General features: G+C 45.7%; 20 protein-coding genes. 18 read left to right on the top strand and 2 right to left on the bottom strand.

The features are described 5' to 3' along the window. From MCG98_RS05700 to MCG98_RS05725, 6 genes are all read left to right on the top strand, one after another. On the top strand, positions 1–1,623 hold the full coding sequence (locus MCG98_RS05700) for a response regulator (RefSeq protein ID WP_240300827.1): 1,623 nt from the start codon (positions 1–3) through the stop codon (positions 1,621–1,623). A gap of 9 nt (positions 1,624–1,632) precedes the next feature. Beyond that, complete coding sequence (locus MCG98_RS05705) at positions 1,633–2,706, top strand: histidine kinase (protein ID WP_240300828.1); 1,074 nt, start codon at positions 1,633–1,635, stop codon at positions 2,704–2,706. Beyond that, positions 2,703–4,154 carry a hypothetical protein gene (locus tag MCG98_RS05710; protein WP_240300829.1) on the top strand — a complete coding sequence of 484 codons (1,452 nt, stop codon included), beginning with the start codon at positions 2,703–2,705 and terminating at the stop codon, positions 4,152–4,154. The genes MCG98_RS05705 and MCG98_RS05710 overlap by 4 nt, the downstream gene beginning before the upstream one ends. A 151-nt stretch (positions 4,155–4,305) precedes the next feature. Beyond that, positions 4,306–5,331, top strand: a complete 1,026-nt coding sequence (locus MCG98_RS05715) for a sugar ABC transporter substrate-binding protein (protein WP_240300830.1) — start codon at positions 4,306–4,308, stop codon at positions 5,329–5,331. 85 nt (positions 5,332–5,416) lie between these two features. Then, on the top strand, positions 5,417–6,922 hold the full coding sequence (locus MCG98_RS05720) for a sugar ABC transporter ATP-binding protein (protein WP_240300831.1): 1,506 nt from the start codon (positions 5,417–5,419) through the stop codon (positions 6,920–6,922). 1 nt (position 6,923) lies between these two features. Then, complete coding sequence (locus MCG98_RS05725) at positions 6,924–7,910, top strand: ABC transporter permease (RefSeq protein ID WP_240300832.1); 987 nt, start codon at positions 6,924–6,926, stop codon at positions 7,908–7,910. 307 nt (positions 7,911–8,217) lie between these two features. Here the strand turns inward: MCG98_RS05725 and MCG98_RS05730 are convergent, their stop codons facing one another. Further along, positions 8,218–9,216 (bottom strand): LacI family DNA-binding transcriptional regulator, encoded by a 999-nt coding sequence (locus tag MCG98_RS05730; RefSeq protein WP_240300833.1) that lies wholly within the window; start codon positions 9,214–9,216, stop codon positions 8,218–8,220. Between the two features lie 223 nt (positions 9,217–9,439). Between MCG98_RS05730 and MCG98_RS05735 the strand changes: the two genes are divergently transcribed. From MCG98_RS05735 to MCG98_RS05770, 8 genes are all read left to right on the top strand, one after another. After that, on the top strand, positions 9,440–10,720 hold the full coding sequence (locus tag MCG98_RS05735; protein WP_240300834.1) for a galactokinase family protein: 1,281 nt from the start codon (positions 9,440–9,442) through the stop codon (positions 10,718–10,720). Positions 10,721–10,738: 18 nt separating this feature from the next. Beyond that, positions 10,739–11,728, top strand: coding sequence for a UDP-glucose 4-epimerase GalE (gene galE, locus MCG98_RS05740; protein ID WP_240300835.1), 990 nt, complete (start codon positions 10,739–10,741; stop codon positions 11,726–11,728). 17 nt (positions 11,729–11,745) lie between these two features. Then, on the top strand, positions 11,746–13,239 hold the full coding sequence (galT, locus tag MCG98_RS05745; RefSeq protein ID WP_240303379.1) for a UDP-glucose--hexose-1-phosphate uridylyltransferase: 1,494 nt from the start codon (positions 11,746–11,748) through the stop codon (positions 13,237–13,239). A gap of 407 nt (positions 13,240–13,646) precedes the next feature. Next, positions 13,647–14,318: a response regulator transcription factor gene (locus MCG98_RS05750; protein WP_240300836.1), complete on the top strand. Its 672-nt coding sequence runs from the start codon at positions 13,647–13,649 to the stop codon at positions 14,316–14,318. A 2-nt stretch (positions 14,319–14,320) separates the two neighbouring features. Continuing rightward, positions 14,321–15,322, top strand: coding sequence for a sensor histidine kinase (locus tag MCG98_RS05755; protein ID WP_240300837.1), 1,002 nt, complete (start codon positions 14,321–14,323; stop codon positions 15,320–15,322). A 98-nt stretch (positions 15,323–15,420) separates the two neighbouring features. After that, positions 15,421–16,068 (top strand): TetR/AcrR family transcriptional regulator, encoded by a 648-nt coding sequence (locus tag MCG98_RS05760; protein ID WP_240300838.1) that lies wholly within the window; start codon positions 15,421–15,423, stop codon positions 16,066–16,068. 125 nt (positions 16,069–16,193) lie between these two features. Further along, positions 16,194–17,426: an MFS transporter gene (locus tag MCG98_RS05765; RefSeq protein ID WP_240286015.1), complete on the top strand. Its 1,233-nt coding sequence runs from the start codon at positions 16,194–16,196 to the stop codon at positions 17,424–17,426. 230 nt (positions 17,427–17,656) lie between these two features. After that, positions 17,657–19,162, top strand: a complete 1,506-nt coding sequence (locus MCG98_RS05770) for a C40 family peptidase (protein WP_240300839.1) — start codon at positions 17,657–17,659, stop codon at positions 19,160–19,162. 203 nt (positions 19,163–19,365) lie between these two features. On the opposite strand, the gene MCG98_RS05775 is transcribed toward MCG98_RS05770, so the two are convergent. Beyond that, on the bottom strand, positions 19,366–20,238 hold the full coding sequence (locus tag MCG98_RS05775) for an AraC family transcriptional regulator (RefSeq protein ID WP_240286011.1): 873 nt from the start codon (positions 20,236–20,238) through the stop codon (positions 19,366–19,368). 245 nt (positions 20,239–20,483) lie between these two features. On the opposite strand from MCG98_RS05775, the gene MCG98_RS05780 reads away from it, so the two are divergent. Genes MCG98_RS05780 through MCG98_RS05795 form a run of 4 tightly spaced genes read left to right on the top strand, consistent with a single transcriptional unit; the run spans position 20,484 to position 25,295 of the window. Then, complete coding sequence (locus tag MCG98_RS05780; protein ID WP_240286009.1) at positions 20,484–21,737, top strand: uroporphyrinogen decarboxylase family protein; 1,254 nt, start codon at positions 20,484–20,486, stop codon at positions 21,735–21,737. Between the two features lie 38 nt (positions 21,738–21,775). Then, on the top strand, positions 21,776–23,305 hold the full coding sequence (locus tag MCG98_RS05785) for a sugar ABC transporter ATP-binding protein (protein WP_240300840.1): 1,530 nt from the start codon (positions 21,776–21,778) through the stop codon (positions 23,303–23,305). 2 nt (positions 23,306–23,307) lie between these two features. Then, on the top strand, positions 23,308–24,252 hold the full coding sequence (locus tag MCG98_RS05790; protein ID WP_240300841.1) for an ABC transporter permease: 945 nt from the start codon (positions 23,308–23,310) through the stop codon (positions 24,250–24,252). Between the two features lie 59 nt (positions 24,253–24,311). Further along, positions 24,312–25,295 (top strand): sugar ABC transporter substrate-binding protein, encoded by a 984-nt coding sequence (locus MCG98_RS05795; RefSeq protein ID WP_240300842.1) that lies wholly within the window; start codon positions 24,312–24,314, stop codon positions 25,293–25,295. Positions 25,296–25,337 lie beyond the last annotated feature (42 nt).

A 25,337-nucleotide genomic window follows, 5' to 3' on the forward strand; every position in this document is an offset into this window, starting at 1 on the left:
ATGGGAATGAAGGTTATTATTGTGGACGATGAAAAGAAGATCTGTCAGTTGATTCAGTTTCTGGTGGATTGGGAGAAAATGGGCCTCGAAGTCGCGGGTGTGGCTTATAACGGTATAGACGCCCTGCGTCTGGTTGAGGAACTGGAACCGGCGATCATCATTACAGACATCAAGATGCCGGGATGTGACGGGCTGGAACTGATACAGCAGGTCCAGCACCGAAAACCCAATATACATTTTATCATAATCAGCGGTTATCAGGACTTTGAGTATGCGAGAAAAGCTATCCGGTACGGTGTCCGTGATTATCTCTCCAAACCGATACAGAAAGATGAGCTGGAGGAGACGCTGCAGCGGGTGGCTGCGGAGAGGCTCGAGAATCAGGAACACGAACAAAATGTCAACATATTGAGAAGCAAGGTGCAGCAGCAGTCAACGCAGATAAAGCAGACTTTGCTGAAAAATCTGGTAAACCAGGAGCAGGATGATCTGCAGTGCCAGGATCTGGAGGCGATCAACAACCGCTATCACTGTGATTTTCAGCAGGGGTGTTTCCGGGTACTGCTGGTAAAACCGGATTTTGAGGAGACAGAAGAATATGAACTGATCTACCGTCAGATTACGAGAAAGATCAGTGAGATCAGCAGGAAAGAGTTTAAGGAGGAGTGTTTTGACATCATCACATATGAACATGATCTGGGAACCTATGTCCTGCTGAACTATCCGACAGAGGGGATTCAGGAATTCCGCTGGCAGCTGAAACATATCCGTGTCAACACGGCAAACCTCCATGAGATCTTCCAGGAAATCCATGTGACGGTCGGCATTGGGCGGCAGGTTGAAGATTTCCGTCAGATCGGACAGTCATTGACGGATGCGAAAAGTGCTATTTTGAACCGCATTTGCCTCGGGATCGACAAAATTATCGGGGTGGATGAAGAGTCAGAGGCAAAGGTTTTCGATCCGTATACGGCTGCGGATACCGATTTTAAGAGCTGCTTCCTGGAAATGGTCGATATGTACGACCTGGACGGAATTGCCCGGCAGCTGGAAGTATTGGGTGAAATCTGCAAAAGCAGGCAGGAATGTGATGGTAATTCAATCTACCTGGCACTCAGGGAGCTGTTCGGTCTTGTTGTGCTGCAGTTAAAAAAGAATAAGATTTCGGGCAGCGAGGAGTGGATGCCGGAAGAGTTTCAGAATGTGTTCTATCACTGCACGTCGGTAAATGAAGTATTCCAACGATTCCTCGGGCTGATTCAGAGGATCATTGAAAAAGAGATTGAAGAGAATCGTATGGTCGAGATTAAACCCATCAAACTTGTGAAGTCTTATATCCAGAATCATTATGCACAGCCGATCAAACTGGAGGAAATGAGTGAGATGGCAGGGTTCAATTCAGCATATTTTTCTACCATGTTTAAAAAAGAGACCGGACAGACATTGACGGAATATATACTTCAGGTGCGCATGGATAAGGCGAAAGAACTGCTGAAAAATAAAGAGATAAAGATCAATGATATCCCGGAACTTATCGGAGTCGGTGATGCCAAATATTTTTCGAAGCAGTTTAAGAAAGTCAGCGGACTGACACCATCGCAGTACCGCAGGTTTTTCGGTTAGGAGGCGGCCATGAAGAAGACGGAGTTCTGGTATAAAAAACTGAAGTTCTGGATACGGGGCATGTACATTGGGATGGTGATACTTCTGGTGCTTCTGCTGCTGGCTGCAGCCAACAAGATTGCCTTCTCGGAAAGCCTGGAGGTCGTGTTTGCAGTAACGGCCGGTCTGGCGATCGCCGGATCTTATGCCGCCGGAAAATTATACATTCTGGGTCCAATGAAAAATCTGAGTCAGGCGTTTGAGCTGTTCAATCACGGATATATCTATGACGAGGTGTTTCACAATAATTTTACCATGGATGAAGAGATGAAAAAGGCTCTGGAGAAATTTGCTGTTATGATTGACCGGAACCATGCCGTCAACATGGCGGAAAAGCAGGTAGAATATCTTGCACTGCAGAATCAGATCAATCCGCATTTTCTGTACAATACCCTGGAATCCATACGGGCGGAGGCACTGCTGGCAGGACAGACATCGATCGCCGGCATGTCGGAGGCTCTTGCCAAATTTTTCCGCTACACCATTACCAATAAGGAAAATATCGTGACACTGGCTGATGAGCTGGACAGTGTGAAGAATTATTTTCTGATACAGAAATACCGGTTTGAAGAGCGCATTAATCTGGAAATACACTGTGACGATGAAGAACTGCTGTTTCAGTGCAGAATTCTGAAACTGACACTGCAGCCGCTTGTGGAAAATGCGATTCAGCATGGACTGGAAGCAACGATTGGGGAGGGGACGATAGAGATTGACATTGAGCGGACAAGTACCAGGGTATTCATTTCTGTGCGTGACTACGGCGTTGGAATGGATGAGGAGAAGATCATCGAATTGAACCGTATGTTTCAGGAACCGGATAAGCAGATCACGGCGGCGTTTTCAAAGAAAAAATCGGGAATCGCGCTGCGCAATGTGAATGCCCGGATCAAACTTCTTTTCGGAACGCAGTACGGGCTGCATGTGATGGGGTCCACATATTCCGGTACGGAGATCAGGATCACGCTTCCGTATCTGGATGAAGAGACTGCAAAAAAATATATGAAAAAAATAGAGACAAACCAGGAAGAGGGAGTGCAGTGAAAAAAGAAGTGCTTAGAATACAGAGTGGCATTAAAAAATCCGGAATCGCAGAACGCATTCTGGACTTTTCGATTCAGATCTATCGGGATGAGATCTGCGGACTGATCGTTGAGAACAATCTGGAGAGAAAATGCCTGGTGGATCTGCTGGCGGGAGATGTACGGCTCGACTACGGGTGGGTTTACTTTGATGAGGAGGAACTTCCTTCGGAGACATATGACAGGATACTGAAGGAGTATGTCTTTGTCATGAACCGAAAAGAGCACTGTGTCAGGCAGCTGAAGGTCAAAGAATATGTGTTTGTGCTGCATGGAGGAATCAGTCTGATCGCAGGCACCAGGAAGTTATGTGCATCCGCCGGACTTCTGTTTCAGGAGTTGGGATGCAGCATAGATCCGGAGGAAATGATCGGAAATCTGCTTCCTCACCAGAGAAAAGAAGTGGAGCTGATTCATGCCTACGTTTCAGGTAAAAAACTGGTTGTGATCTCAGATATGGATGAATTCTTCACGGAGGAGAGTATCACGGAATTCTTTGAGATGATTCTGAAGCTGAAAGAACTAGGGGTTGATTTTCTCATTGTCTCCAATCATACCAGGGTTTTATTTGAATACACGGAATACATGTATGTATTTTCACATGGCAGGACAAGGCATCGGATACTGAAACAGAGATATAGCCTGGAACATCTGTATACTGTACTGCTTGAAAGTTTTAATGTAAATGAAAATTTACCCGAATCCAAAGCCGTAGGACCCACGGTGCTGACGTTCGAACATGTGGAAACAGACCACTGCGGCAGTATGTGCTTCAAGGTTCATGAGGGGGAAATTCTTAATTTTGTGAATATGGACATTGGCAACTGGAGAATCCTGGCTGATATTTTAAGTGGAGACGTGCCGGTGAGGAGAGGAAAAATATTCTTGCAGGAAAAAGAATTTCGTCCGCGGATGTTCAGTGATGCGGTTGAACACGGGGTTGGTATCATTGAAGAGAATTCTTACGAGGCGTATTCTTATTTTGATGCTACTGTTCTTGATAACATTTCCATGGTGATGTCCAGGAAACTCGGCATTAATGGATTTTCACCCAAATATATGAAATGTCTGGAGGAGGAACTTCTGGATACCGGAGAATTTACCAGAGAGGAACTGCACAAATCCGTCTATCAGGCAGGACCCTATCTGCTGCAGAAAGCGGCATATTACCGGTGGATCCTGTTTCGTCCACAGGCGATTGTCTGTCTGCGGCCTTTTTCAGCCGCAGACTATAATATTCAGAAGCTGACACAGCATCTGATCCGGACAGCGGTTCAGCAGGGAAGCGCCGTTATCATTCTGACGATGTCGGTTTCGGAGGCCAGCATTATGGGGGAACGGACAATCGTTATGAAGTCAGGCAGCATGTATGAAAAAGACAGGCAGGATATCGGTCAGCTGTTTGAATAATAAAGTATCCAAAAATCGTACACCTTTTTCCAAAAAATGTGAGTGTTGTGTTTTGGAAAGTACTGTTACAATGAATTTACGAAAAACGTATCGATACGAGTTGAAAATGATTGTGAACAGAAAAAGATGACTGATAAAAAGGAGAAGAAATATGAAGAAGACGTTAGCAGTATTGGTTGCATGTTGTATGGTATTTTCTATGGCGGCATGTGGAAACGGTTCCGATGCAAAGTCAACCTCCGGCGGCACGGACAGCAATGTTCAGGAGAGTACTGAAGCAAAGGGTGACGAGAGCGCTGAGAATTCCGGAGAACTCGATACGAGCAAGCTGTCGATCGGTGTGGTCATGAAGCTGTACGATGAATTCCAGAACAAGGTTATCGACGGCGCGGAGGATGCGGCGAAAGAGATCGGAGCCAAGATCTCCTGTATTGCACCGGATGATATTACAGACGCTGCACAGCAGGTACAGATGATTGAAAACTTTATCTCTCAGGATGTGGATATCCTGCTGGTGGATCCAAATATCGCAGACTCTGTACTTAACGTTCTGAATGACGCAGTGGCGAAAGACATTAAAGTTGTTCTGGTAGATACGGATTCACCGAACTTTGAAAACCCGGTGACTTATGTAGGAACAGCAAACTATGACGCTGCTTTTGAAGGCGCAAAAGAATTCGCATCCAGGCTGCCGGAAGGCGCCAATGTTGTGATCGCAACCGGACAGCAGGGTGATGATAATCATGAAAAGCGCTCAAAAGGCTATAAAGATGCCATGGAAGAAGCAGGGTGCAACGTATTAGACCTTCAGTACTGTGATAACTCCGCTGATCTGACCGCTTCACAGGTGGAAGACTGGTTCCAGAAATACGGTGTGGATGGCATCGACGCTGTGATGTGTACGGATGATGATGCTTCTATGGGTGCAATCCAGGCGATCAAGCAGAACAATGCAACAGACAAGATCAAAGTCTGCAGTTTTAACGGCTTCCAGGTGGCAATTCAGCAGATCGAGGCGGGAAGCATGGAAATGACGATTGCTCAGCAGCCGTACAAGATGGGGTATGACAGTGTGATGTGCGGTGTCGGCGCTATGAAAGGCGAGACATATGACCGTCAGATTCCGGTGGATGTTGAGGTCATCGATGCATCCAATTATGAGGATTACAAAGAATAATCATCAGCTGAGAAACGAGTAGTATATGGGCTGCCATGGCGGCCCATTTGCTTTAAAAATCCGAATAGAAATGAAGGTGAAGTGTTTGCAGGATCAGGGTATAGCCGTTGAATTAAAAGATATTGTAAAAAACTTTCCGGGCGTGCGCGCTTTGGACGGAGTCTCGCTGGCACTGAAGAAGGGTGAGGTTCACGGACTGATCGGAGAAAACGGTGCCGGGAAATCAACACTGATCAAGACGTTTACCGGTGTACATAAACCGGATAAGGGAAAAATCTTCTGTGAAGGTCAGGAAGTGACATTTTCCGGACCGCTAGATGCCAAAAAGCGAGGCATCGCATGTGTTTATCAGGAACTGAATATTGTAGCCGAATTGAATGCGACAGATAATATGTTTCTTGGAAACATGAAATATAAAGGAAATTCCTGTTTTCTGGACTACTCATACATGAACCAGAAGACAAAAGAAGTCATGAAGTCCATGAATCAGGATATTGATCTGACTAAAATCTGCGGCAACATGGGTATGGGACAGCTGCAGATGATCGAGATCGGAAAATCGATCCTCCAGGAGGCGAAGGTGCTGATTCTGGATGAGCCGACCTCAAGTCTCGGAGAACAGGAGACGAAGGAATTGTTTAAGGCTGTCAACCTGCTGAAGAGTCAGGGAATGGCGATCCTGTTTGTGTCCCACAAGCTGGAAGAGATCTTTGAGCTGTGTGATGTCGTGACCGTTATGCGCGATGGAAAACATGTGGTGACCATGGATACGGATCAGATGACACAGGACGACCTGATCACTTATATGGTGGGAAGAAGCCTTGACAATCTGTATCCAAAGGCAGAGGCAGCAATCGGGAATGTGGCACTGGAAGTGAAACATCTTTCAAGAAAAGGTGTATATGACGACATCAGTTTTTCAGTCAGGCGCGGTGAGATCCTTGGGTTTGCAGGCCTGGTAGGTGCCGGGCGTACGGAAGTCTTCAGAGGTATCTTTGCAGCGGATCCGATCGACGGAGGAGAAGTGTTCGTGGACGGACGGAAATGCACGATCAAAAGTCCCGGGGAGGCCATCAGGAGTAAAATAGCATTCCTGACAGAAGACAGGAAGGGCCAGGGGCTGGTATTGACTGAGAGCATCAGTAAAAATATCGCGCTGGTCAATATGGGAAGTCTTTCCAAAGGTCTGTTTGTGGATGACGAAAAACTGAAAAAACAGGCGGAAGACACTGTTGAAAAGTTAAAGATCAAAACAGACAGTATCAATAAAAATTCCGGAGACTTAAGCGGTGGTAATCAGCAGAAGGTTGTAATCGGAAAATGGATCAACACAGATGCGGACATTTTTATCTTTGACGAGCCGACCCGCGGTATCGATGTCGGAGCCAAAATTGAGGTTTATAACATCATCAATGAGCTGGTAAAAGAGGGAAAAGCGGTCGTCATGATTTCCTCTGAACTTCCTGAGATCCTCGGAATGTGCGATCGCGTCATCGTCATGAGACACGGGCATATCACGGGTGAAATTGACCGGGACAGCAATGAATTTGACCAGGAAAGTATCATGAAAGCCGCATGGGAGGTTGGTTGAGATGAAAAATAAAATATTTAAAAATGAAAAAATATCGAGTATCTTAGGTCCGCTGATCGCACTGGTTGTTTTGTGTGTGCTGCTGACAATTGTTACGGATCAGTTTTTCAAAACAAGCAATTTTTTGAATATTCTGAGGCAGGCTGCCATCAATGCACTGGTTTCTTTCGGCATGTTGTTTGTACTCCTGACGGGGGGAATTGATCTGTCTGTGGGTGCAACGATCGCATGTTCCGGCTGTATGATGGGAATTATGATCAAAGGTGGTATCACAAATACCTTTCTGCTGCTTCTCGTAGGCCTGCTCTGCGGACTTGTCATCGGATTGGTCAACGGTCTGCTGTTTACAAAGCTGGATCTCCCGCATCCGTTTGTATCGACTCTCGGAACACAGCTGGTAATACGGGGCTTCTGCCTCTGGATCACAGGTTCCGCATCCATGTCAGGTTTTCCGGACGGTGTTATGTGGCTTGGATATCAGAACGTTGCAGGTTTTCCAATCTGTTTTATCCTTGTTATCGTGGTAGCTGTTGTGGCATCGATTTTCCTGAACAGAACAGCATTCGGACGTTATATCTATTCCATCGGCGGCAACCGGGAAGCGGCCCGTCTGTCCGGTATCAAAGTGAAGCCACTGTTAAACCTGACATACATCTTATCCGGGCTTCTGGCAGCACTTGCCGGTATCGTGATGATCGGACGTGTCAGCCTTGCGTATCCAAATGCCGGTGATGGCTATGAGATGAATGCGATCGCCGCCTGTGTCATCGGCGGGGCTTCCTTTAACGGCGGCCGCGGCAGTGTAGGCGGTACTCTGATTGGTGCTCTGATCATCGCAGTACTCAACAATGGACTGAATCTTCTGGGGGCACAGTCGGATATCCAGAAGATGATTCTTGGTCTGGTGGTAATCCTTGCGGTATTCGTGGATGTGGTCCGCGGCAAGCAGGAAGAAAAATCAAGAAGACTTGCACAGGCACGTCAATAAGAAATCAAACCAATTATATGATGCCAGGGTCAAAAGGTCAAATACCGTTCATGCTTGCATGATAAGGCATTTGATCTTGGGACCCGCCAAACATGAGGAAGAAGCGATTTACTCAGTAAATCAGCAGATTCCGAATGTTTGCAGGATTGCGGGAGCACGAAGTGCGGAGCAAGTTGTAGGCATCATTTGGGGTCAAAAGACCTTTTGGTCCCAACATCATTATATTCTTTTCAATTCTTCTAAATGACGGAAGCCCCGTATGGAATGATCCATACAGGGCTTCTCGTTCATTAGTATGTAAAATATATTAAGGAAGCAGTGTTTTACACGACGCGCGCTCGATCAGACGGCATGGAAGCTTGATCCTCATGGCCGCTGTGCTTTTGGGATTCAGGATATGGTACAGAATATGTGCACCGTAATTTCCCATCTCATAAGCAGGAGCGTGAAGCGTTGTGAGCGGCGGAGTCGTAAACTCCGTCATTGTGATATTGTCAAGTCCCATAAGTGAGATATCCTTCGGAACGGACAGTCCATGTTCAGTCAGGGCTTTTAAAGCACCGATAGCGATCAGATCACTTGCGGCAAATATGGCTGTTGGAAGGGCTGCGTCCTGCAGCAGTTCCGACATCATCTCATATCCGGAGGCGATCGTAAAGGAGCCTTCCTTCAGATAAGGCTGATAGTCAACGCCGTGTTCCGCGCAGAAACGGACAAAGATTTCTTTGCGCATATCGTTAAAGAGTTCGGACTGATCCACATACTCTTTTCCTGTCAAAAACCCAATCTTCTGATGGCCAAGTCCTGTAAGATACGTGAGTGCAGTCTGCACAGCCTGTTCAAAATCCAGCGTGATAGTAGAAATATCAATGTTGTCGACGGTCATGTCCAGGAACAGAATGCTGTCTGTAATATTTCGGAAGTATTCGATTTCTTTTTCGCTGAATTTACCGATACAGATCAGACCATCAACTCCTTTGAGCTGGTCAGCATATCCGAGATCGGCTTTATAAGTCCTGATCACATGAATACAGTGATCACGGCAGTAATCTTCGATGCCCTGGCGAATCCTCAGATAGTAATTATCATCCATTTCCTGCTGGGCGGAAAACCACTGGACAATACCGAGAGTATATGACGTTTTGACAGAACGTCCTTTTTTTATATAGTTTAACGCCTTGGCAGTTTCCAGCACTTTCTGCCGCGTTTCGGGTGTAACATTTAAGGAGGAATCCTGATTGAGGATCCGTGAAACAGTGGCACTCGAAACATTTGCCGCCTGAGCGATATCCTTAATTGTAGTCATGAGTGCGCCTCCCGGTAAATATTTACGAAATCACATGTTAATATTATACCAAAACAATAAAAAAGGGAAGAGAATAAGATAAAAAAAGTGTATTTTGTGGAAAATATACAAAAATCCCAATTAAAATTAGGATATTAATTAAGTAAAATATAATTGAAAATTTACTAAAACAGTAATATAATTTACTTAAGAAACAATGATAAGGCATTGGAGGGAACACGGTATGGAAAATTCCAAAACTTTGACAGCCGGGCTGGAGTGTGGAGATTATGATGAAAGGCTGAAGGAGATTTATCTGGACGAAAATGTGCTGGAATATCAGAAGAAACGGTACATAGAGGCCCTGAACCGCTATGAAGTATTGTTTGGAGAAGGCGAGGTCTCCATTTACAGTGCACCGGGGAGAAGTGAGGTAGGTGGAAATCATACGGATCATCAGCAGGGAATGGTGCTTGCCGCTTCGATTAATCTGGATGCAGTGGCAGTGGTTGGCAGAAATCAGGAAAACTGTGTGAAGGTCGTGTCGGACGGATATGAAATGTCTGTTGTATCACTCGACGATCTGGAACAGAAAAGAGAAGAGGCGGGAACTTCAGCCGGACTGATACGCGGAGTGCTCGCGGGTCTTAAGAAAAGAGGATATCTCCTCGGCGGCTGCAGCTTATACGTGACGAGCGATGTGCTGATCGGAGCAGGGCTTTCATCCTCAGCGGCGTTTGAGACAATTCTGGGAACGGTAATATCCGGACTGTTCAATGACATGAAAGTCAGTGCGGTGGAAATTGCGCAGATTGGGCAGTTCGCGGAAAATGTGTACTTTGAAAAGCCGTGCGGACTGATGGACCAGACAGCATGTTCTGTCGGCGGAATGATTCATATTGATTTTCAGGAGCCGAAACAGCCGGTTGTAAAAAAACTGGATGTGGATCTGGAGGAACATCATTACAGTCTGTGTATCGTGGATACAAAGGGTTCACACGAGGACCTGACAGATGATTATGCGCAGATACCCCTGGAGATGAAAGCTGCTGCTGCTTACTTTGGGCAGGAAGTACTGAGAAATGTAGAGGAAAATGATCTGTACTTACATATGGCAGATATGAGAAAAGAGCTCGGCGACAGGCCGGTACTGCGCGCACTGCATTTTTTTGAAGAAAACAAAAGAGTGGAAAAACAGGCAAAAGCTCTGGAAGACGGAGCATTTAAAAACTTCCTGGAACTGATAAAAGAGTCCGGTAATTCATCCTTTAAATATCTGCAGAATGTGTACACGAACCATGATGTACAGCATCAGAGCATGTCTGTCGGACTTGCCGTCAGTGAAAGTGTACTGGGAGATCACGGTGTGTGCAGAGTACACGGGGGCGGTTTCGCCGGGACGATACAGGCATTTGTGGAAAATGATTTCGTCGGCTGTTATAAAAAGGCGATGGAGCGGCTTTTTGGCGAAGGTGCCTGCCATGTGCTGAGAGTAAGAAAATACGGTGGAATGAGAGTGATATAAAAGAAAGGAGTTATTGTGATGAAAATACTTGTTCTGGGAGGGGCCGGTTACATCGGATCCCATACGGTCTATGAACTGACAGACGCAGGGTATGATGTGGTGATCGCCGACAATCTGGAAACGGGTCATAAACAGGCAGTGCATCCGCATGCGGTTTTCTATAAGGGAGATCTGAGAGACCGGAGTTTTGTGGATTATGTGCTGGACCATGAGAAGATCGATGCGGTGATACATTTTGCGGCCAATTCACTGGTGGGAGAAAGCATGAAGGATCCTCTTAAATATTACGATAATAACCTGTGCGGAACGAAGGTCCTGCTGGAGAGCATGGTTGCTCATCACGTGGATAACATTGTCTTTTCATCGACGGCAGCGACTTACGGTGAGCCGGAGAGGATTCCTGTCGTGGAGACAGATCGGACAGAGCCGACCAATACATATGGCGAGACAAAGCTGTCCATGGAAAAAATGTTTAAATGGACTGGAAAGGCACATGGGCTGAGATACGTCTCTCTGCGGTATTTTAATGCGTGCGGTGCGCATATCAGCGGGAACATCGGGGAAGATCACCATCCGGAAACTCATCTGATCCCTCTGATTCTCCAGGTCCCAAACGGGCAGCGGAAATCCATCAGCATTTTTGGGGAAGATTATGATACGAAAGACGGAACCTGTGTCAGGGACTACATCCATGTCACGGATCTGGCTCAGGCGCATATACTGGCGCTTAAATATCTGCTTGATGGCGGGGAAAGTGACATCTTTAATCTTGGGAACGGTGTTGGCTTTACAGTGCGGGAAGTGATCGAGACCGCCAGAAAGGTGACAGGACATGCGATACCGGCAGTGGCAAAAGCACGCCGCGCGGGCGATCCGGCACGGCTGATTGCCTCCAGTCAAAAAGCACGTGATATTCTGAAATGGAAACCGGAACATGACAGTCTGGAGGACATCATCGAGACGGCATGGAAATGGCACCGGAATCATCCGCAAGGATATGCCGAATGAACGGAAGGAGAAGTACGATGATCTGTTCTGATATTAAAAAACTGGTAACCTATGGTGTGGAGAAAGGTCTGCTGGAACCGGAAGATGTAACGGATACCACGAACCAGCTGCTGGCTCTTTTAAAATTGTCTTTTTATGAGGAGCCCACAGAAGAATATCACTCGATAGAACTTGAACCGGTGCTTGCATCCATACTGGACTATGCCTGGCAGCAGGGACTGCTGGAAGAAAATACAACGGTGTACAGAGATCTGTTTGATACGGCCATTATGGGAGAGCTGATGCCGAGACCGAGTACGGTGATCGCGAATTTTCGGAAACTTTACCGGGAAAATCCGGAAAAAGCGACGGATTATTTTTATAAGCTCAGTCAGGACAGTGACTATATCCGCCGATATCGGATCAGAAAAGATGAAAAGTGGGTCACACCGACAGAGTACGGGACACTGGAACTCACCGTTAATCTATCCAAGCCGGAAAAAGATCCAAAGGCCATTGCGGCTGCGGGAAAGGTCAGGGCAGTGGGCTATCCCAAATGTCTGCTGTGCCGGGAAAATGAAGGTTATGCCGGACGGGTGGATCATCCGGCCAGGCAGAACCACAGGGTCATACCGCTTGATATCAGCGGTGAGTCCTGGGGACTGCAGTACTCTCCCTACGTGTATTATCCGGAACACTGCATCGTATTTAATATGGAACATGTACCGATGAAGATAGACCGCAGGGCATTTGAAAAACTGCTGGATTTTATTGCCCGGTTTCCGCATTACTTCGTGGGATCGAATGCTGATCTTCCGATTGTGGGAGGATCTATTCTGAGTCATGAACATTTCCAGGGAGGACACCATGAATTTGCGATGGCGAAAGCTCCGATCGAAAGGCATGTTCATATTAAAGAATACAAGGATGTGGAAGCTGGAATTGTAAAATGGCCGATGTCTGTGATCAGACTGCGTTCGCGGGATGCAGGGCGTCTTGCAGCACTATCGGAACATATCCTCAATACGTGGCGGAACTATACGGATGAACAGGCTTTTATTTACGCTGAGACTGACGGTGTACCACACAATACGATAACGCCGATCTGCAGAAAAAGAGGTGAATATTTTGAAATGGATCTCGTTCTGCGAAACAATATAACAACGGAAGAGCACCCGCTGGGAGTATTCCATCCACATGCGGGTCTGCACCACATCAAAAAAGAGAATATAGGATTGATTGAAGTGATGGGACTCGCTGTCCTTCCATCCCGGCTGAAGGCGGAGATGGAACAGCTTGCCCAGGCTATCCTGGATAACAGGAATGTCCGGGGCGACAGCGTGTTGGAAAAACACGCAGACTGGGTGGAGGAATTCCTGCCCTCCTATCCGGACGTGAACCGCGATAATATCCATGAGATTCTGCGGAGGGAGATTGGACGTGTGTTCCGGGAAGTCCTGGAAGACGCCGGTGTTTATAAAAGAACGGAGGAGGGGAACGCCGCGTTTCTTCGTTTTATCGAAAAGCTGTAAATGAGCATACTGCTTTTATCGGTAAATACAAGCCTGTGCCATTTTATTCGAAACAGCATTTTATTCTGGCTGTAGCCAACGGTTGATATCTCATATGTAAAATGTTCGCTTCCCGCACGTTCAGGGGAAACAGCCAAATGTTTGCCGGACACGCCAAACCCGATGATAAATGTACCGTGATCCGTAAACATGGGCTGATTCCACGCAATCCTAGGATATAAATCCAAAAATTGATGTTTAAGCCAATCCAGTATCTCTCTTGTGCGGGTGCGATGTTGCTGAATTTCAATCTGCAGCCAATAAATGATTCTAAAGAAAAGTACCCGATGTCTGGTACTTTTCTTTTTTCTGAACTTGAAATGTGATATGATGGGAGAAGAATAAACTGAAATCACAGGAGGCAGCAGATGTATAAGATCATGATCATAGAAGACGATGTGACAATTGCAAAAGTAATCAGTGAACATCTGAAGAAATGGGGATATGAGACGGCATGCGTCAATGATTTTGAGAAGGTGACTGAGCAGGTCTTTGCATTTGAACCACATCTGATTTTGCTTGATATCATGCTGCCTTTTTTTAACGGTTTTTACTGGTGTACAAAGATAAGGTGTCAGTCGAGTGTTCCCATCGTATTTCTGTCCTCTGCGTCTGATAATATGAATATGGTGATGGCGATGAACATGGGAGCTGATGATTTTATCTCCAAACCTTTTGACCTGCAGGTTCTGACAGCAAAGATTCAGGCGCTTCTGCGCAGGACGTATTCTTTTGCCGAGAACACGAAAGCTCTGGAGCACCGCGGAGTGCTTTTGAATCTGGCAGATGCGACTTTGACTTATGAGGGGAGGAAAATTGATCTGACCAAAAATGAGTTTCGCATTCTGCAGCTTTTGATGGAACGGACAGGACATGTTGTGGAGCGGGATACGATCATGGAATGCCTTTGGGAGAGTGACAGTTTTATCGATGACAACACGCTGACTGTAAATGTGACAAGACTTCGTAAGAAACTGGATGAAGCGGGAATTTCGGAGTTTATCGTTACTAAAAAGGGAATTGGATATCTGGTGAAGTAAAGATGAAAAACATGTTGTCTGGGATGAAATCTTATATTCGCAAACAGGTTCCGGTAATTATAGCGGGTACGTTAATAGCGGCCATCATTATCATAATGTTCTGGCTGTACAGGCAGCCGTTCGAGATGGCAGTATACCTGATTATTATGGAGGCATTGGTGCTGGCAGTGACAGCGGCTGTTCGTTTCTATGGATACTACCGGAAACATATGCAGCTGCACGGCCAGAAGTCCGTGATGGAGAATGAGATGATCACACTGCCTGAACCGGGAGACATCCTGGAGGCGGATTATCAGGAACTGCTGGAGACAGCGGCACACGGCAGAGCCGCAGCTATCCTGGAGAAAGACCGTTCTATGGCAGAACTGAATGATTACTATACATTGTGGGCACATCAGATCAAGACCCCGATTTCCGCTATGAACCTCCTGCTTCAGGAGGAGGGGCCAGCTGATAAAAAGGAGCTGGCTACGCAGCTTTTTAAGGTTGAGCAGTACGTGGATATGGTACTGCAGTATCTGCGCACGGAAAATATTTCGGGTGATCTCACATTGAAAGCCTACTCACTGGATGAGATTATCCATCAGGCTGTGAAAAAATATGCGAGAACATTTATTCAAAAGAAAATAACACTGGAGTACGATGAGATCGGATGTAATGTGATTACGGATGAAAAGTGGATGGTATTTGTCGTTGAACAACTGTTGTCGAACGCTCTGAAATACACTCCTCAGGGGAAAATATCAATCTATCGGTCGAAAGAACTGCCCGATACGCTGGTAATCGAAGATACCGGGATAGGCATCGCTCCGGAAGACCTTCCGCGTGTGTGTGAGCGAGGATATACAGGCTATAATGGGCGCAGCCACCAGAAGTCGACGGGCATTGGACTATATCTGTGCAGGAAGATACTGACGCGTCTGTCCCATACGCTGACGATCACGTCAAAGCCAGGGAAGGGCACGAAGGTGCAGATTGGATTTGACAGTATGACAGGGGGATAAAGATGCAGTTCCCAAATACAGAATGTATCTTGACTTATGGTATAACAGTGCATATAATAGATACATACCGAATGAATGTAAATGTGGGAGGAAAAATTATGGCACGTAATAAATATCCTGAAGTTACAGTTGAAAAAATATTAGAGGTGTCTCAACGGCTTTTTATAGAAAAGGGGTATGAGAGCACAACTATTCAGGATATTGTCGATCAGCTGGATGGTCTGACAAAAGGGGCTATATACCACCATTTTAAATCCAAGGAAGAGATTCTGGATGCTCTGGGTGATAAGATGTTCTTCGAAAATAATCCTTTTCAGGCGGTTAAAAGACGCACTGATCTTAATGCGCTGCAGAAAATGCGTGAAGTGATCAGGGTTAATCAGCTGGATATGGACAGAACCGAGATCAGCAGGCAGAGTGTACCGATATTGAAGAATCCCCGCATACTTGCCGGCATGATTGATACTGACCGCAGGGTCATATCTCCGCTGTGGCTGGAACTGCTGGAAGAAGGACAGCGTGATGGTTCGATCCATACAGAATATGCAAAAGAGATTTCAGAACTTTTGCCGCTGCTGACAAATCTGTGGGCGGCGCCGTCGATTTTTCCGGCCTCTCAGGAAGAGATGTTCTGTAAGTTTGCTTTTATAAAAGAGATGCTTGAAAGGATGGGAGTACCACTGCTCGATGATGAGATCATGCAGCAGGTCAGGAACAGTCTGAAAAAACTGGCTCTGGAAGAGTAAAATAAAAATGCCTTTCGAGGCAATTTTATTTGCATAATTACATACATACGGTAGGTATTAAAGTGCCCAGGCGCGTTTTTTGTCTTTATTTACATACCAACTAAAGGTATTAAAAGGAGGAGAAGATGAAACAAAGGTTATTTAATGGGAATTTTACATTTTTGATTCTGGGACAGGTGTGTTCCCTGTTTGGTAATTACATTTTGAAATTTGCGATGTCCATGTATGTGCTCGAGACAACAGGATCAGCGGCTGTTTTTGCAGGCATTCTGGCCGTGGCAACGATACCGACAATACTGCTGTCACCACTGGGAGGAATTCTTGCAGACAGAGCAAACAGAAGAAATATCATGGTTGCACTCGATTTACTGTCGGGGCTGTCGGTTTTGTGTGCCGTCTTACTGTTTTCTGAGCATAGCGGTATCACGATAATCGGAGTACTGCTGGTTGTACTTTCCGTACTGGGTGCATTTGAGTCACCGACTGTACAGGCGTGTGTTCCTCAGATGCAGACAGGAGATAATATTATCAAAGGAAATGCAGTCGTCAATCAGGTGGCTGCTGTTGCGGGGCTGTTTGCTCCTATACTGGGCAGTGTGCTCTACGTTGCTTTCGGAATGAGGCCTGTCATGATAGCCTGTATTCTGTGCTTCTTTATCACGGCTTTTTTTGAATGCTTCATCAGACTGGAAAAGATACCGTGTGACAGCGGCGGAAGTGTCCTGTCCATTATAAAAAATGATTTTCTGGTAAGCATGCGGTTTATTTGCAGGGAGCAGACAAAGATATTGAAGCTGCTGATTTTAAGCGCGATTATCAGTTTCTTTGTCATAGGAACCGCTATGGTGGGTCTGCCTTACATTGTGCGCACTGTTCTTGGACTGAATGCAGAGTATTACGGTGCGGCTGAAAGTGCACTGGGATTTGCGGCTATTGCCGGAAGTATTGCTGCCGGAGTGCTGACAGGTAAACTTAAGAGTGGAAAACTTTCCCGGGTTCTGTTGCTTCTCGGAGGATTTGTTGTAATGGCAGGGATGGTTTTTCTTTTTCCGGTGAACGCAGTCATTAAGTATGCAGTGAACATTATCGCATTTTGTGGTGTGCAGGCTGCGGTGTGTATCTTTTCCATATTTGCCCTTTCGATGATTCAGCAGAAAACACCGGATCATCTGATCGGGAAGGTGATGGCATATGTATCCGCTGTCACGATGTGCGCGCAGCCTTTGGGGCAGACGGTTTACGGTCTGCTGTTTGACGGTTTTGGCAATGCGGTTTACGTCGTCCTGATCCCGACAGGAGCGGTTATCTGTGTAATTGGGGCAACGGCTGCAGGATTCTTAAAAACGCTTAAGGTTTAGGATCCACCTGCGCCTGGATACGTACTGTCGGATAGGGAAGTATACTGTGAGTGTTACAAAAAACACTATAAATGTTACGAAAATATTAAAAGACTTTAAGAAAAATAATCAAAAAGGTTGAAATTCTTTTTGAATCATGATAGTATATGGAGGAAGTCTTGAGAATATTACGAAATATTTACGGCACAACATGACAAAAATCATGATGGATGTAAGGAGAAAATAAGAAAATGAGAAAAAAAATAGTATGCGTATTCCTTGGTCTTGTTATGATGTTGTCTCAGACTATGACGGTTCTGGCTACAACGGAAGACCAGCTAAGGCAGGAAAAGAACCAGGCGGAAAGCCAGTTGAGCGAAACGAATTCAGTCATTAACAGCCTGTCTGAGAGACAGACACAGATCCAGTCGGAAATCAATGCAATGGATGCAGACATGGTCGATCTGATGATACAGATCGATGCGGCAAAAACCGACATTGCGAATACAGAAGCGGAAATTTCGAATACCGAAACTGATATAACAAATAAAAAAGCAGAGATCGAACAGACGAAAAAAGATTTACAGGATGCAGAGGATGACCGCGACAAACAGTATGAGAATATGAAAAAACGTATCCAGTACATATATGAAAACGGCGGTGACGCGGCCTGGGTCAAGATGATCTTTGAGGCTGAGGATTTTTCAAAAGTATTGAACCGTGCAGACTATGCACAGAGTCTGCATGATTATGACCGCGATCAGCTGGAGCAGTATGTAGCGGTTGTAAACCAGGTTACTGAGTTAAAGAAAAACCTGGAAGCGCAGAAAGCAGAACTGGAAGATCAGAAAGCAGCACTGGAAACACAGAAGGCATCTCTGGAGAGCCAGAAAGCTGATCTGGAAGGCCAGCAGGCAGACCTGCAGGCGCGAATCGATGAGAAACAAGCGGCAAGCAGTGATTACGAGAGCCAGATTGCAACTGCACGTCAGCAGGCAGCTGAAATCAGTGATCTGATCGCACAGCAGGAGGCTGAGCTTAACCGCCTCGCTGAAGAGAGAAGGCGTGCAGAGGAAGAAGCAGCCAGACAGGCAGCAGCGGAAGAGGCAAGACGTCAGGCAGCGGCTGAAGAAGCCCAGAGACAGCAGCAGTCATCTGAGGATGAATCTTCTTCAGGTTCTGAGGCGGATTCAAATAATGGAAATGATTCAGACAATACATCTGACAGCAATGCGAATGACAGTGAAGATACCGGAAGCAATACGGATTCCGACAGCGGTTCTTCCGATAACTATGAAGCTTCAGGTGATAGCAGCGCTGATTCAGGAAGTTCCTCATCTTCTTCCAGTGATTCCGAAGAATCCCATGAGGAAGACAATGAGCCCAGCTATTCTGCGGGCAGCTCTTCGGGCAGCGCTATCGTAGCCTATGCTGACCAGTTTGTGGGAAATCCATATGTGTGGGGCGGCAACTCACTGACCAACGGGATCGACTGTTCTCATTTCGTATGGCAGGTCCTGAAGAACTGTGGTGTTTACAGCGGCGGATATACCACATCAGGAGGCTGGAGAAGCCTCGGACAGCCTGTAGGAAGTTTGTCTGAAGCAAGAGCCGGCGATGTCATCTGTTATTCTGGTCACGTAGCGATCTATGACGGTAACGGCGGGATCGTAGAGGCGAAGGGCAGCCAGTGGGGTATCACACACGACAGAAGTGCGGACTGCAAGACGATTCTTGCGATCAGAAGATTTACATAATGGTATTTAAAAATATAACATAAACAACCAAAAAGTTGTACTGAATGGTCAGACTGCAGATGGCAGTGAAGTCGAAAAGATTTCACTGCCATCTGTTTTGGATTTTGGAAAGCATTTGGCGGAGGATAAATGTTGTCTCTGCAGCTGATTGGATGACGCCCGGGTCATCAAGGCTTGCCATCTGCATCAGCCTTTATGTGGTTTCAGGAAAATCCGCTCATATCAAAGAACTTTTTAAACATAACCGGCGTTACGCCGGTTTCTTTTTTGAAAACCGAGATAAAATGCGAGGTGCTTGAAAATCCACACGTCATGGCTATTGTATCGAGAGAAGCAGAGTCTGAGCTTAGGAGCTCCCGCGCATGCCGTAATCGAACATTGATCAGGTACTGGTGAGGGCTGAAACCAGTATCTTTTTTAAAAATCCGTGAAAAATGGTATCGGCTCAGGCTGGCATAATCGGCAATGTCATCAACAGTGATCGGTTTGTAAAAATTGTCATTAATATATTGCTGGGCTCGCAGTATATTTTCGTTAGCGTATTTTGAACTTGGAATAGCAAGTCCGGCAATCAGATTATACATCAACAGGGACAGTTTTTGATCGCTTGCATTTGGCTGGGCCATCTCCTTTAATATGCTGTTAAATAGAAACGCCGACTCAGATTTGCCTGTAAAACAGATACCCTGCTGTGTGTGCAGCAGTTCATAGAAGGATTTTGCCAGTGGACCGTTAAAATGAAAATACTGAAACCGCACTTTGCCGGAAGCCCAGTAATGGTTGGGAATATTTGAATCCAGGTAAATGATGTCCCCCGGGAATGCGGTGAATCTGGAGTTCTCATATTCAAAGTTCAGACTCCCCTCCAGAATACGGAAAATAAGATAATTATCAAAAAACTGTTCTTTTTTCTGCCGGTTAATCTCATAAGATGCATCACATACAAATTCTCCTCCCCACGCAAGGCAGAAAAGATTTTGCTTTGCAAAATCTGACGGGGTGTGAAAATATACGCCTTTTTTGGAGACCAGCCCCTTATCAAAATAGGCGGCTTTTTCTCTGTGTTTTTTATTCATAGCTTCCTCCACTTTCAAAAATATAAAGCACAAATTTGATATTAATTAGCATCTTCAAGTAATGAATATGGGTTTCTTATATTATACAATATGTTCAATAGAGATGCAAGAAAGCCTTAAAATAAGCAAAAAATGCATGATTATCACTTTGCTGTATAAGAGATAATTGCAGGGAACTTGCACCCTTAAATAAGCACATATATGATGTGCTTTCATTGCAGGATAAAAGAAAGAGGAGAAAAAGAATGACATCAAGAGAACGTGTAAAGACATCATTTGCTCATAAGCAGCCGGATAAAATGGCTGTTGACTTCGGAGGGTTTTGCTGCTCGCAGATCAATGCACTTGTGGTAGGGGAATTGAGAAAATACTACGGATTAAAAGAAGAGCCGGTAAAAATCCTGGATATGGCTACCATGACCGGAATTATTGAACCGGACCTTGCGGATATCATGATGAGTGATGTGCAGATGCTGGATCCAAGATATGATGCGTTCGGCCATACGAACGATAACTGGAAGGAGTGGTCCTATCAGGGAGAAACCATACTGATACCCGGGGACTGCGAACTGTCTGATGACGGAAACGGCGGATACTACGTTTACCCGTGCGGAGATACTTCTGTGAAACCGAGCGGACATATGCCGGAAAATGGTTTTTACTTTGACAATATCATGAGAACGGAAGAATTTGACGAGGAGGATGCGGATCCTCTCGACAACGCCGAGGACTGCCAGGTGGTATCGGATGAAACCATCTCGTACTATAAAGGAGTGATTGAAAAGTATAAGGGCAGCAATAAGGCAGTTACCATTGCTCCGGCATATTTTGCTCTGGGCGATGCCGCCAATATTCCGGGCCCGAATATCAAAGATCCAAAGGGTATCCGCAGTCTATCGGAATGGTACATGGCGCCGCTGTTATACCCGGATTATGTGCACGCGGTGTTTGAAGAACAGGTAAACCGTTCCATCAAAAGCTTTGAAAAATGTTATGACGCATTTGGAAATGATATCGACGTGATGTACATATGTGGGACGGACTTTGGAACACAGAGAGGACCGTTTGTAAACCCGGATGTATTCAAAGAGTTTTACCTTCCGTATTACAAAAAAATGAACGGATGGATTCACGAGCATACGGAATGGAAGACTCTGAAACACAGCTGCGGCGGTATCTTCCCGATACTCCCGCTGCTGATCGAAAGCGGCTTTGATGCAGTCAATCCGGTTCAGTGCTCCGCAGCGGGGATGGATCCGCAGGCATTAAAGGACACCTACGGCAAAGATATCCTCTTCTGGGGCGGCGGTGTTGATACCCAGCAGATTCTGCCGTTTGGGACACCTAAACAAGTGAAGGAGCAGGTGAAAGAACGGTGTGAGATATTTTCAAAAGACGGAGGCTACATCTTTAATACGATCCATATTATACAGGCGAAAACACCGGTGGAGAATATAGCAGCCATGCTGGATACTGTGAGAGAGTTTAATGGCGACTGATATTTTCCTGTAGAGAAGGTAAGAGAAGGAGAAGAGGTATGGGAGAAAGCAGAGGAGAATGTATTCTTGAGATGCGGGATATTACCGTAGAATTTCCGGGGGTACTTGCACTCAACAAAGCCAGATTTGATGCCCGGCGCGGTGAAGTACATGTACTTCTGGGTGAGAATGGAGCCGGTAAATCAACGATTATGAAGGTTTTGGCTGGTGTTAATACAAAGTATACCGGATCCGTGACGCTCAAAGGAGAAGACATCGTATGTGCGAGCATCGATGAACAGCGTGCGCGCGGAGTCAGCATCATTTTTCAGGAAATGAACCTGTTAAAGAACCTGACGGTTGCGGAAAATATCTTCATGGGAAGACAGCCGAGAACAAAATCGGGAAATGTTGACTGGCGTACGATGAACCGGACGGCCAGAGACCTGTTGGATTCGATCAACGCAGACATATCGGAAAAAACTCTGGTGTCGAAACTAAGTGTAGGACAGATGCAGCTGGTAGAGATCGCAAAGGCGTTATCTTTCGAGTCAGACATTATTATCATGGATGAGCCGACGTCGGCACTGACGGAAAAAGAAGTGGACTCACTGTTTGAGATCATAAGTACGTTGAAAAAGCAGAAAAAGGCGATTGTGTATATATCTCACAGGCTGGAAGAAATCATGAAAATCGGTGATCGAGTGACCATATTCAGGGATGGAGAGTATATCAATACCCTGAATGTAAAAGAAATCACGATTGACGAGATGGTCACTCAGATGGTCGGAAGGGAAATGACAGATTACTACCCAAAAGTTGAGGTGAATCCTGGAGATGTGCTGTTGGAGGCAAAAAATATTGTTCAGGGCAGGATATTAAAAAATGTATCTTTCCAGGCGCGTGCAGGTCAGATTACCGGATTTTACGGTCTGATGGGCGCCGGTCGTACAGAATTAATGCGTGCTGTGTTTGGCGCTGATCCGTTTGACAGTGGAGAAGTACTGATCAAAGGTAAGAAACAAAATATCAAAAGCTGTGAAGAGGCTAAAAAATGTGGAATTGCACTGTTGACCGAAGACCGAAAAAACCAGGGATTAATTCTGGAGTTTGATCTTAACACAAATATTTCACTCGCGAACCTGGACACAACCATGGGAAAATTTGGCATTGATGCAAAAAAAGAGACGGAAAACAACCAAAAACTCACGGAATCTATTCGGGTAAAAACGCCGAGTCTGAGACAAAAGGCCAAGAACCTGAGCGGAGGTAACCAGCAGAAAGTGGTTATCTGTAAATGGCTGAATACGAACTCTGATATTATCATATTTGATGAACCGACCCGTGGCATTGACGTGGGTGCCAAGGTGGAAATCTACCGCATTATGAATGAATTAAAGAAGTCCGGTAAGGCAGTTATAGTGGTATCTTCGGAGCTGACGGAGTGTATGGGAATCAGCGACAGAATCTATATTATGCATGAAGGTGAGATGACAGGTGTGCTGGAGCCGTCGGATATGGAAGGTCTGACAGAGGATACTGTGATCAAGTACGCAACCGGTGCGAATAAACAACAGGAGGAGATGTGAAAATGAAGGGGAAAAAGATTGATTTAAGTAATATGACGACGCTGTTGGTACTGTTGGTATTGTGTGTCTTACTGGCAATAATGTCTCCTGTGTTTCTGACCGGCGGGAACCTGATTAATATCATGCAGCAGATCACTGTTAATGGAGTTCTTGCAGTTGGTATTTCCATTGTAATCTTTACCGGTGGGATTGATATATCAGTAGGCTCTATTCTTGCGCTGGTAGGTATTGTTATGGGTAAGCTTATGGTAGACATGGGGATCAGCCCACTGATTGCAATGCCGGTCGGTATCCTGGTTGGCGCTGCATGCGGAACCTTTAACGGACTGATGATCGCAAAATATAAACTGCAGCCTATGATTGCCACGCTCGGTATGATGAGTATGGCACGCGGTGCCGCCCTTACGATTGCAAATGGAAAAACAATCACAGGGTACAGCACGGGATTCCGCTGGATTGGTTCAGGCATGATTCCCGGAACAAAGATTCCAGTCCAGATCGTTTTCATGCTGATCCTCTATGCGGTTGTGTTTTATCTTATGAAGTACCGTAAGTTTGGCCGCTATATCTATGCGATCGGCGGAAATGAAGAGGCAACAAGGCTTTCCGGTATCAACGTGACAAAGTATAAAATGCTTGCCTACACGGTAAGTGGCATTACGTGTGCATTGGCTTCCATTATTCTGGTTTCAAAACTGAATTCCGCGCAGTCAAGTGCCGGAGAAGGTTACGAAATGGATGCAATCGCTTCCGCGGTTATCGGCGGTGCCAGCCTGACGGGTGGATTTGGAAGTATCTGGGGAACTTTGATGGGTGCAGTGATCATCGGTGTGATCCGCAATGGACTGAATCTTTTGAATGTATCTTCGTATTTACAGCAGCTGATTCTGGGTGCAATCATTATTGCAGCAGTATTGTTTGACTCTTATAAAAACCGTAAGAAATAATCATCTGATGATATAACGTTAAGGTTATATAAATATCAAACACGAAAAGGAGAAGAAAAATGAAGAAGAAGGTAGTTTCAATCTTAATGGCGGCAGCAATGGTATTGTCACTCGCAGCGTGCAAAGGACAGAGTGACCAGGCGAAAACAGAAGAGACAGCGAAAACAGAAGATGCAAAATCAAAAGATTCCGGTGACGTGAAGATTGCCTATATCGTTAAGGCGATGAGTGACCAGTTCTGGATCGATATGAAAGAAGGCGCAGACAAAGCCGCAGAGGAACTTGGCGTTGTTGTAGATTTCCAGGCTCCGGAAAAAGAGACAGATGTAGAGGTTCAGATTCAATATGTAGAGAATGCGATCACCAGCGGTTATGATGCGATTGTTTTATCAGCAGCAGATTCTAAAGCGCTGAATCCATCGATCGTTAAAGCAAATGACGCCAAAATTCCTGTCATACTGGTGAATGACACCATTGATATGGAGGCGTTGGAAGCAGACGGCGGAAAAGTTGCAACATACGTAGGAATTGACCAATACGAGGCAGCTGCACTGGCGGGAAGCTATGCAGTTGAAAATGTGAAAAGCGGTAAAGTCGCGCTGTTGGAAGGAATTGCAGGTGTTGACGCTTTGGATCAGAGACTGGCAGGATTTAAGGATAAAATCGAAGAGTCCGGAGACTTTGAGATCGTTGCATCTCAGACTGCAAACTGTGACAGGAATGAAGCGTTCAATGTTGTTCAGAACATCCTTACATCGAACCCGGATGTGAATGTCATCTGGGCGGTCAATGCAGAGATGGGGCAGGGAGCAATCCAGGCGATTGAACAGTCCGGAAAATCTGGAATCTCCGTATTCGACTTTGATGCATCTGATGATGATATGGAAACAATTGAGAATGGGACTCTGGTAGGTTCCGTGGCTCAGTACCCTGACCTGCAGGCAAAAGCTGCAATCCAGGCATGCCTGGACGTATTGGATGGAAAAACATTAGAGGAGCATACAGTTACAAAGGCAGAACTGATCACAAAAGATAATATATAAGTTAACATGTTAAATTTTTATTTTTGACTCAACCTCTCTCAA

This window comes from Ruminococcus sp. OA3, from assembly GCF_022440845.1.
In the GTDB taxonomy this organism is placed as follows: domain Bacteria; phylum Bacillota; class Clostridia; order Lachnospirales; family Lachnospiraceae; genus Ruminococcus_G.

Bases quoted from the DNA above. Each gene is read 5' to 3' on its own strand.
- MCG98_RS05765 (WP_240286015.1), top strand. From the start codon at position 16,194: ATGAAACAAAGGTTATTTAATGGGAATTTTACATTTTTGATTCTGGGA.
- galT (WP_240303379.1), top strand. From the start codon at position 11,746: ATGATCTGTTCTGATATTAAAAAACTGGTAACCTATGGTGTGGAGAAA.
- MCG98_RS05795 (WP_240300842.1), top strand. From the start codon at position 24,312: ATGAAGAAGAAGGTAGTTTCAATCTTAATGGCGGCAGCAATGGTATTG.
- galE (WP_240300835.1), top strand. From the start codon at position 10,739: ATGAAAATACTTGTTCTGGGAGGGGCCGGTTACATCGGATCCCATACG.
- MCG98_RS05705 (WP_240300828.1), top strand. From the start codon at position 1,633: ATGAAGAAGACGGAGTTCTGGTATAAAAAACTGAAGTTCTGGATACGG.
- MCG98_RS05725 (WP_240300832.1), top strand. From the start codon at position 6,924: ATGAAAAATAAAATATTTAAAAATGAAAAAATATCGAGTATCTTAGGT.
- MCG98_RS05790 (WP_240300841.1), top strand. From the start codon at position 23,308: ATGAAGGGGAAAAAGATTGATTTAAGTAATATGACGACGCTGTTGGTA.
- MCG98_RS05735 (WP_240300834.1), top strand. From the start codon at position 9,440: ATGGAAAATTCCAAAACTTTGACAGCCGGGCTGGAGTGTGGAGATTAT.
- MCG98_RS05775 (WP_240286011.1), bottom strand. From the start codon at position 20,238: ATGAATAAAAAACACAGAGAAAAAGCCGCCTATTTTGATAAGGGGCTG.
- MCG98_RS05780 (WP_240286009.1), top strand. From the start codon at position 20,484: ATGACATCAAGAGAACGTGTAAAGACATCATTTGCTCATAAGCAGCCG.
- MCG98_RS05785 (WP_240300840.1), top strand. From the start codon at position 21,776: ATGGGAGAAAGCAGAGGAGAATGTATTCTTGAGATGCGGGATATTACC.
- MCG98_RS05750 (WP_240300836.1), top strand. From the start codon at position 13,647: ATGTATAAGATCATGATCATAGAAGACGATGTGACAATTGCAAAAGTA.
- MCG98_RS05730 (WP_240300833.1), bottom strand. From the start codon at position 9,216: ATGACTACAATTAAGGATATCGCTCAGGCGGCAAATGTTTCGAGTGCC.
- MCG98_RS05770 (WP_240300839.1), top strand. From the start codon at position 17,657: ATGAGAAAAAAAATAGTATGCGTATTCCTTGGTCTTGTTATGATGTTG.
- MCG98_RS05715 (WP_240300830.1), top strand. From the start codon at position 4,306: ATGAAGAAGACGTTAGCAGTATTGGTTGCATGTTGTATGGTATTTTCT.
- MCG98_RS05700 (WP_240300827.1), top strand. From the start codon at position 1: ATGGGAATGAAGGTTATTATTGTGGACGATGAAAAGAAGATCTGTCAG.
- MCG98_RS05760 (WP_240300838.1), top strand. From the start codon at position 15,421: ATGGCACGTAATAAATATCCTGAAGTTACAGTTGAAAAAATATTAGAG.
- MCG98_RS05755 (WP_240300837.1), top strand. From the start codon at position 14,321: ATGAAAAACATGTTGTCTGGGATGAAATCTTATATTCGCAAACAGGTT.